This window comes from Falsiroseomonas sp. RANM36 (assembly GCF_056682175.1).
In genome coordinates this window covers 54,551-58,901 of sequence record NZ_JBWXTD010000003.1, presented here as the reverse complement: position 1 = coordinate 58,901, position 4,351 = coordinate 54,551, and the positions used below count along the sequence as shown (strand labels likewise).

At 71.2% G+C, this 4,351-nt stretch carries 5 protein-coding genes; 3 read left to right on the top strand and 2 right to left on the bottom strand.

Features of this window, described 5'->3' with window-relative positions:
• The first annotated feature begins 81 nt into the window (after positions 1-81).
• Positions 82-615, top strand: a complete 534-nt coding sequence (gene bcp, locus AC1MIR_RS05210; RefSeq protein WP_480027127.1) for a thioredoxin-dependent thiol peroxidase — start codon at positions 82-84, stop codon at positions 613-615.
• Between the two features lie 56 nt (positions 616-671).
• On the opposite strand, the gene AC1MIR_RS05205 is transcribed toward bcp, so the two are convergent.
• The gene (locus tag AC1MIR_RS05205; RefSeq protein WP_480027126.1) at positions 672-1,190 is read right to left on the bottom strand and encodes an MOSC domain-containing protein; all 519 of its coding nucleotides are present in this window, start codon (positions 1,188-1,190) and stop codon (positions 672-674) included.
• A 167-nt stretch (positions 1,191-1,357) separates the two neighbouring features.
• Here AC1MIR_RS05205 and AC1MIR_RS05200 point away from each other — a divergent pair, with 167 nt between their 5' ends.
• Positions 1,358-1,840 (top strand): PEP-CTERM sorting domain-containing protein, encoded by a 483-nt coding sequence (locus tag AC1MIR_RS05200; RefSeq protein ID WP_480027125.1) that lies wholly within the window; start codon positions 1,358-1,360, stop codon positions 1,838-1,840.
• 15 nt (positions 1,841-1,855) lie between these two features.
• Here the strand turns inward: AC1MIR_RS05200 and tyrS are convergent, their stop codons facing one another.
• Positions 1,856-3,085 (bottom strand): tyrosine--tRNA ligase, encoded by a 1,230-nt coding sequence (gene tyrS, locus AC1MIR_RS05195; RefSeq protein WP_480027124.1) that lies wholly within the window; start codon positions 3,083-3,085, stop codon positions 1,856-1,858.
• Positions 3,086-3,135: 50 nt separating this feature from the next.
• Here tyrS and AC1MIR_RS05190 point away from each other — a divergent pair, with 50 nt between their 5' ends.
• Positions 3,136-4,254, top strand: a complete 1,119-nt coding sequence (locus tag AC1MIR_RS05190) for an anhydro-N-acetylmuramic acid kinase (protein ID WP_480028708.1) — start codon at positions 3,136-3,138, stop codon at positions 4,252-4,254.
• Positions 4,255-4,351: the final 97 nt, after the last annotated feature.

The following is a 4,351-nucleotide window of genomic DNA, read 5'->3' as shown; positions in this document are numbered from 1 at the left end:
GTCGGCCAACGCAGCGGCGCTCCGACGAGTGGCGCTACGGCCGCAAGGGCAGCCTCGCCGTCTGCGTGGCCGGGGCGAAGTGTGGCGAATGGTTCGACCCCCAGGCAGGCCGCTGCCGCGACGCCGGCCGCCACGGCCGCGCCGGTCGCTGCCGGCCCGGCGGAGGGTGCCGCGGCGCCCGCCTTCTCGATGCCGGCGAGCGGCGGGCGGGTGGTCAGCAGCGCGGCGCTGAAGGGCAAGCCGTATCTGCTGTATTTCTACCCGAAGGCCGACACGCCCGGCTGCACCAAGCAGGCCTGCGGCGTGCAGGAGGCGCTGCCGCAGCTCGGCAAGCTCGGATTGGAGGTGATCGGCGTCTCGCCCGATCCCATGAAGCCGATCGAGAAGTTCGCGGAGAAGTACAAGCTGACCTTCCCGCTCGCCTCCGACGAGGACCACAAGGTCGCCGAGGCCTATGGCACGTGGGTGGAGAAGTCCATGTACGGCAAGACCTACATGGGCATGGAGCGATCCAGTTTTCTGATCGATGGCGCGGGCAAGGTGCGCAAGGTCTGGCGCAAGGTGAAGCCGGAGGAACACGCGGCGCAGGTGATGGAGGCGGCGAAGGGGCTCTAGCGCCTGATCCGCGAAGGCGGAATCGCCGGAGCGGTGAATCAGTCGCTCCGTTCTCTTCAGTCGTCGCGCTTCAGCGCATCGCCCAGGCGGATCGCCGCGCCCTCGATGACGCGCGCGGTGATCCCGCCATGGCCGCGCACGGCGTTGTAGCCGCCCGGGCCGAATTCTTCCTCCATGCGGGAGCAGGGGTGGCACTCGCCGCTGTGTTCCAGCAGCGCCGAGCCGATGCGGAAGCGGCGGCCCTTCAGTGCCAGCAGGTTCACGCCCTGGATGACGAGGTTGCGCCGCAGCGCCTCGGGCGCGACCGCGTCCCGCCCGAGGAAGCCGGCGATGGCGGCGAGGTGCTCGGCGGCGTTCAGGGTGACCTGGCGGGCGCCGGTGGCGCTGCCGCGCCAGCGATCGCCAGCCAAGCCGCGGCCGGGCTCCAGCAGCGCCTGCGCCACGGCGATCATCGGTGCGCGCCGCTCCGGCCGTAGGCCGATCCAGACGAGGCTGCCGGGGCGCATCGGCGCGTCGAGCAGGGCGCGGAGTGGCGAGCCTTGCGGCGGGCCCGGATGGCCTGCGGGAATCGTCATGATGGCCACCTCCATGAGAGTGGACATGTGTCGGCAAACATTACAATGCCCGTCATCTGCCCTGGGGCCTGTCCTGCAAGCTCTTGATAGGGCGGGCAAAACAATTTCGGCATCCCGCTTGCTTATCAGCAGCGAGCTGCGTGCTTCTCGCCTGGAGACCGAAACTCATGCCTCGCCTCGCCGCCGCGCTCCTCGCGGCCATCCTGATCGCCGGCGCACCGCTGGCCGCCCGCGCCGCGATCATCTCCGGCACCTGGAACTTCACGGTCAATAGTTGGAGCAACGCAGTCCCATTGCCGGTCCCGACCACCGGATCGGCGACGTTCAGCTTCGACGACACCGTCATCAACGGCGCAGTGCCCCTCACCGATTTCGTGACGAATTTCGGCGCGACGGCGGGCGAGTTCAGCATCGAGCCCGGTCTGGGAATGCTACTGCGATTCTACGGCTTTTCGAACGGCGTGGTCGAGGTGTATTATGACCTTTCAGCAGTGCCGTATTTCGCGCAATGGTACGATGACGTTGCGGCAGACGCCCGCGGCCTGACAGGTGGCTTCACGCCGGCCGCGGTTCCGGCGCCCGGTGCCCTCGCGCTGTTCGGCGTGGGGCTGATCGGCCTCGGCGCGCTGCGCCGGACGCGCCGGGCCTGAGCGTCGCGCCCGCGCTCACCCCGCGCGCACCAGCAGGTGCTTCTTCTTCCCGAGGCTCAGCTTCGCCGCGCCGTCGCGTAGATCGCCCGGCGTGACCTGCGCGGCCGGGTCGGTCACGGGCGCGTCGTTCAGGCGCACGCCGTTCTGCGCGATGAGCCGCCGCGCCTCGCCCTTGCTGGCGACGAGTTTCGCGGCCGCGAGCAGGTCCACCACGCAGGCGGGAAGGGCGGCGACATGCGTCGGGAGCGTCTCCGCCGTCACGCCTTCCTCGAAGGTGCGGCGCGCGGTTTCCGCTGACCGCTCCGCCGCGTCGCGGCCATGCAGCAGCGCGGTGGCCTCCGTCGCCAGCACCTTCTTCGCCTCGTTCACCTCGGCGCCGCTGAGCGCGGCCAGCCGCGCGACCTCCGCCATCGGCAGGTCCGTGAACAGCGCGAGGAAGCGGCCGACATCGGCGTCCTCGGCGTTGCGCCAGAACTGCCAGTAATCGTAGGGCGCGACCTTCGCGGCATCGAGCCACACCGCGCCCTGCGCCGTCTTGCCCATCTTGGCGCCCGATGCGGTGGTGATCAGCGGCGTGGTGACGACATGCGCTTCCGCTCCGGTGACGCGGCGGATCAGGTCGGCGCCCATGACGATGTTGCCCCACTGGTCGGAGCCGCCCATCTGCATCGCGACCCCGTGCCGCCGCGACAACTCCAGGAAGTCGTACGCCTGCAAGAGCATGTAGTTGAATTCCAGAAACGAAAGATTCTGCTCGCGGTCGAGCCGCTGCTTCACGCTCTCCATCGTCAGCATGCGGTTGACGCTGAAATGCTTCCCGATGTCGCGCAGGAAGGGGATGTAGAGCAGCGCGTCGAGCCACGCGGCGTTGTCCAGCATCACCGCGTCGGTGGCACCATCCCCGAACCGAAGAAATGAATCGAACACCTTGCGGATGCCGGCCTTGTTCGCCTCGATCCGCGCCTCGTCGAGCAGCGGCCGCGCCTCGTCGCGGAAGGAGGGATCGCCGACCTTCGTCGTGCCGCCGCCCATCAGCACGACGGGCTTGTTGCCCGTGCGCTGCAGCAGGCGCAGCAGCATGATCTGCACGAGCGACCCGACATGCAGGCTGTCGGCGGTGGCGTCGAAGCCGATATAGCCGGGCAGCGGGCCCTGCTTCAGCCGCGCGGAGAGCGCCGCCTCGTCGGTGGACTGGTGGATGAAGCCGCGGCTCTTGGCCTCGTGCAGGAAGTCGGTCGTGCTCATCGGTGCGGTGCTTTGCGAAGGCCGGGGGTGGTAGCACACTGGCGGAAATGCTGAGAACCATCGGTCTGATGAGCGGCACCTCGCTGGATGGGGTGGATGCGGCGTGGGTGGAGACGGATGGCGAGGCGATCGCGCGCTTCGGCCCGACCCTGACCCTGCCCTACGACCCCGCGCTGCGCCGCGACCTGCGGCGCCTCCTGGACCTGGCGCAGGATCAGGGGGCGGACCTGCCGCCCGACGATCCGCTGCTGGCCGATTGCGTGGCGCGTCTGACGGCGCGGCATGTGGAGGCGGTGCGCGCGATCGGCTGGCAGGCCGACCTCATCGGCTTCCACGGCCAGACTATTTTGCATCGTCCCCGCAAGCCCGGATCGAACCACCGGCCCTTCACCTGGCAGGTGGGCGACGCGGCGCGGCTGGCGCGGGAGACGGGGCTTTCCGTCGCGCATGACTTCCGCTCGGCCGATGTCGCGGCCGGCGGGCAGGGGGCTCCGCTGGTGCCGGTGGTGCATGCCGTGATGGCGCGCGACCTGCCGAAGCCGCTGGCGGTGCTGAACCTCGGCGGCGTCGGCAACGTCACCTGGATCGGGCCAGGGGGCATGCATGACGGCGAGTTGATCGCCTTCGACACCGGCCCCGCCAACGGCCCGCTGGACGACTGGGCGCGCCGCGCGACGGGCGAGCCCTATGACCGGGACGGCCGGCTGGCGCTGGCCGGGCAGCCGGATGGCGGCGTGCTGGCGCGGCTGATCGGCCATCCCTACCTGGCGGCGCCGCCGCCGAAATCGCTCGACCGGCTGGATTTCGACCGCGCGCTGAAGGAGGCCGGGGCGGCCGCGCTCTCGCCCTGGGACGGGGCGGCGACGCTGGTCGCCTTCTGCGCGGTCTGCGTCGCGGCCGCGGCGCGGCATTTCCCCTCGCCGCCGGTGCAGTGGCTGGTCGCGGGCGGCGGGCGGCGCAATCCGGCGGTGATGCGCGCGCTGGCCTCGGCGCTGACCGAGCCGGTGCGGCCGGTGGAGGTCGCGGGCTGGAACGGCGACGCGCTGGAGGCGCAGGCCTTCGGCGTGCTGGCCGCCCGCGTCTGGCGCGGCCTGCCGCTGACCTTTCCGGGCACGACGGGCGCGCCGGGGCCGCTGCGCGGGGGTAGGGTGACCGGCCCGCTGCTGTAGCGCCGGCGCCGGACGCAACGAAAAAGGGGCCGCGGGCCGGGCACCGGGGGGGGGGGGGGGGCGTGGGGGGGGGGCGGGGGGGGGGGGGGGGGCCCCC

Excerpts from the sequence above, each read along its gene's own strand:
- AC1MIR_RS05205 (WP_480027126.1), bottom strand. The coding sequence starts at position 1,190 with ATGACGATTCCCGCAGGCCATCCGGGCCCGCCGCAAGGCTCGCCACTC.
- AC1MIR_RS05200 (WP_480027125.1), top strand. The coding sequence starts at position 1,358 with ATGCCTCGCCTCGCCGCCGCGCTCCTCGCGGCCATCCTGATCGCCGGC.
- tyrS (WP_480027124.1), bottom strand. The coding sequence starts at position 3,085 with ATGAGCACGACCGACTTCCTGCACGAGGCCAAGAGCCGCGGCTTCATC.